The sequence below is a fragment of the Streptomyces sp. HSW2009 genome (assembly GCF_040240285.1).
In the GTDB taxonomy this organism is placed as follows: domain Bacteria; phylum Actinomycetota; class Actinomycetes; order Streptomycetales; family Streptomycetaceae; genus Streptomyces.
Genome location: NZ_JBEHZD010000719.1, coordinates 1 through 3,280 on the forward strand (window position 1 = coordinate 1; position 3,280 = coordinate 3,280).

1 protein-coding gene is annotated in these 3,280 nt (G+C 69.1%); it reads left to right on the plus strand.

Annotation, left to right across the window (positions count from 1 at the left end; translation table 11 throughout):
- Nucleotides 1-932 precede the first annotated feature (932 nt).
- The gene (locus AAHZ94_RS31245; protein ID WP_349997085.1) at nt 933-3,185 is read left to right on the plus strand and encodes an MMPL family transporter; all 2,253 of its coding nucleotides are present in this window, start codon (nt 933-935) and stop codon (nt 3,183-3,185) included.
- The last annotated feature ends 95 nt before the right edge of the window (nt 3,186-3,280 follow it).

The following is a 3,280-nucleotide window of genomic DNA, read 5'->3' on the forward strand; positions in this document are numbered from 1 at the left end:
TGGGGTGGTTCGGCTCCCGCCCCGCGGCATACCGCCCCCCGTTTTGGTGTTGTTGGGGGCCCCGCCGGGCCCCCCCCCCCCCCCCGGCCGCGGGCCCCCGCGCCGTTGCTCCACCCCTGCTCCCCGGGGACGGGCCGTCGTCGTGGAACACACGGACCCGGGGCCCGAACCCCCGCGGCGTCCCCGGCGGGTTGCAGCGCCTTGGGTTGCATCGCCTTGGGTTGCATCGCCTTGGGGTTGCGCTGGCCCAGGGTTGCGCTGGCCCAGGGTTGCGCTGGAACAGGGTTGTTCCGCTCATGGCTTGCACCACTGGTGGGTTGCGCTGTCCCTGGGTTGCTCCGGCGGAGGGTTGCGCTGCCCCGCCGGCCTGCTTCGGTGGTGGGTTGCACCGCAGGTGGATGCACCGCAGGTGGGTTGCTCCGGTGGCGGCTCGTGGGTGTGACGGCGGGGTCCGCCCGCGCCGAAGGGCCCGCGCGTGCGGCGAAGGCCCGTACGCCCGGCCCGAGCAAGGGCCCGTACGACACCCCGACGAAGGCGCGCACGACCGTCACACGGAGTCCCGGCGCCCGCCGATACAGCCAGCCACCACGTGGACAACACCCACCAAAGCAGGCGGAACAGCAACTGGAGGAGAAGATTCCGATCACGTTCGGGTGACATTCCCCCCTTGGTTGCGCATTGAACTGACCGTCCCGGGAAGGGTGTTCCGCAACCCTCGACCCGCCGCGACACCTGCGGAAACGTCGATGTCCAGCCCGCCAAGCGGAGATGGACCACACCCCGCCGGGAAGATGACCGGCAATCTATGGAACGGGTTGCACCGAAGCTTGGGAGAGGTGCAGACTGTTCCATAGGTCTAGTGCAAGTTGTTCCACAAGTCCTCGCCCGGTGCTTCTCTCTCCCTGGCACCGCCCGACAGGAGATTCCGAAAAATGCTCGACAGACTCGCGAGCCTGATCCTTCCCAGGCCAAAGAAAGTGCTGTTGGCCGTTTTGATCATCGCGCTCGTCGTCGGTGGGGCCTCGATGGGGCTGACCGACCGCCTCACGATGGGGGGTTACGAGAACTCCGGCACCGAATCGCACAAGACCGAGGACATCCTGGAGCAGGAGTTCAAGCAAGGCCGCCCCAACCTCTCCATCGTCGTCAGTGACCCGCGCGGCGTGGACGATCCCGCCGTCACCGCCGCCGGCCTCAAGCTGACGGGCGACCTGGAGAAGAACGCGTACGTGGCGAACGTCGCCTCGTACTGGAGCGCGGGCAAGGCCCCCTCCCTGAAGGGCAAGTCGGGCAAGCAGGCGCTGGTCAGCGGGCGCATCCTGGGCGACTTCGACCAGGTCAACGACCGGGTGCAGGACCTCAAGGAGAAGTACACGGGGAAGGTCGACGGGCTTGAGGTCAAGCTCGGCGGCACCGCCCTGATGAACTTCGAGAACGTCGACCAGTCGGCCAAGGACGCCGCCAAGGCCGAGACGCTGGTCTTCCCGCTGGTCCTGATCGTGCTGGTGGTCATCTTCGGCTCGCTGGTCGCCGCCGCCCTCCCGCTCGCAGTCGCGCTCGCCACCATGCTGCTGGTGTTCGGCCTGCTCTTCCTGATCACCTTCGGGTTCGACGCGAACAACCTGCTGACCAACGTGACCACCCTGCTGGGGCTCGGTCTGGCGATCGACTACAGCCTGTTGTTCATCACCAGGTACCGCGAGGAGTTGCAGCGCGGCCAGCAGGTCGACGACGCGATCCGCGCGACGATGCGCCAGGTCGGCCGCACCATCACCTTCTCCGCCGTCACGCTGGCCATCGCCTGCATGTCGCTGATGGCGATGCCGTTCGGGATGTTCCAGTCGATCGCGATCGGCGGCGCGGCCACCTCGCTGATGGCCGCCATCGCCACCCTGGTCATCGTGCCCGCGCTGCTGGCCTGGGCCGGGCCGCGCATCGACAAGCTGCGGCTGATCCGCCGCAAGCCGCGCCCGGCGACCGCATCGGCCGAGGGCGGCTGGCACCGGCTGGCGCTCTTCGTGATGCGCAAGCCCGTGCCGCTGGTGGTCGCGGTGCTCGCCCTGATGGCGCTGCTCGGCTCCCCCGTCCGCGACCTGAACCTGCGCCTGCCCGACGAGCAGATCCTGCCCAAGTCGGCCCAGTCGGCCGAGGTCGCCAAGACGGTGCAGGAGGACTTCAACAACCGCGAGGCGCAGGCCATGCAGGTCGTCGCCACCAACATCGGCACGGTCGGCGAGCGTACCCAGGACATCGACGCGTACGCGGCCAAGCTCTCCGCGCTGCCGAACGTGGCCCGGGTCGACGCGCTGACCGGCAGCTACGCCCAGGGCAAGCAGGTCGCCCCGGCGTCGCCCTTCTCGAAGCAGTACGGCACGGAGACCGCCACCTACCTGAGCGTGGTGCCCGCCGTGGACGGGCTCTCACCCAAGGGTGAGGACATCGTCCGCGACATCCGCGACGCCGACGCCCCCTTCCCGGTGAAGGTCGGCGGCCACCCCGCCATCTCCGTGGACACCTTCGAGGTCTTCGCCGACAACCTGCCCATCGCGCTCGGCATCCTGGCCATCGGCACCTACGTTCTGCTCTTCCTGCTGACCGGCAGCCTGCTGCTGCCGCTGATGGCGATGTTGCTGAGCGTGCTGAGCCTGAGCGCCACCTTCGGCTCGCTGGTCTTCGTCTTCCAGGACGGCCACCTCCAGTGGCTGGTGGGTGACTTCATCAACACCGGCGCCATCAACTGGACGGTCCCGGTCCTCGTCGGCACCCTGGGCTTCGGACTCTCGATGGACTACGCGGTGTTCATCCTCTCCCGCGTCAAGGAGGAGTACGACCGCACCGGCGACAACGAACTGGCCGTCGCCACCGGCCTGGAGCGGGTCGGCAAGGTCGTCACGTACGCGGCCGTCATCCTGTCGCTGGTGTTCATCGTCATGCTGACGTCCGGCATCAGCTACATGAAGGCGATGGGCCTCGGCGGCCCGCTCGCGATCCTGCTCGACGCGACCCTGATCCGCGGCATCCTGCTCCCCGCCTCGATGCGACTGCTCGGCGCCAAGAGCTGGTGGGCGCCGGGTCCGCTGCGCAAGCTGCACGACCGGTTCGGCATCAGCGAGAGCGCGGCGCCACTGCCCGCCCCCGCCGCAGGCGGCGCCCCGACCCCGGAGCGCACCGCGGACCGGGTGTAACAGACCCGCCGCGCGACCGACCCCCGTGGACGCGCGGCTTCCCAGGAGCCCCGCTCGCCGCTGGGGGGTATACACAAGTCCGCGCCCACGGGACG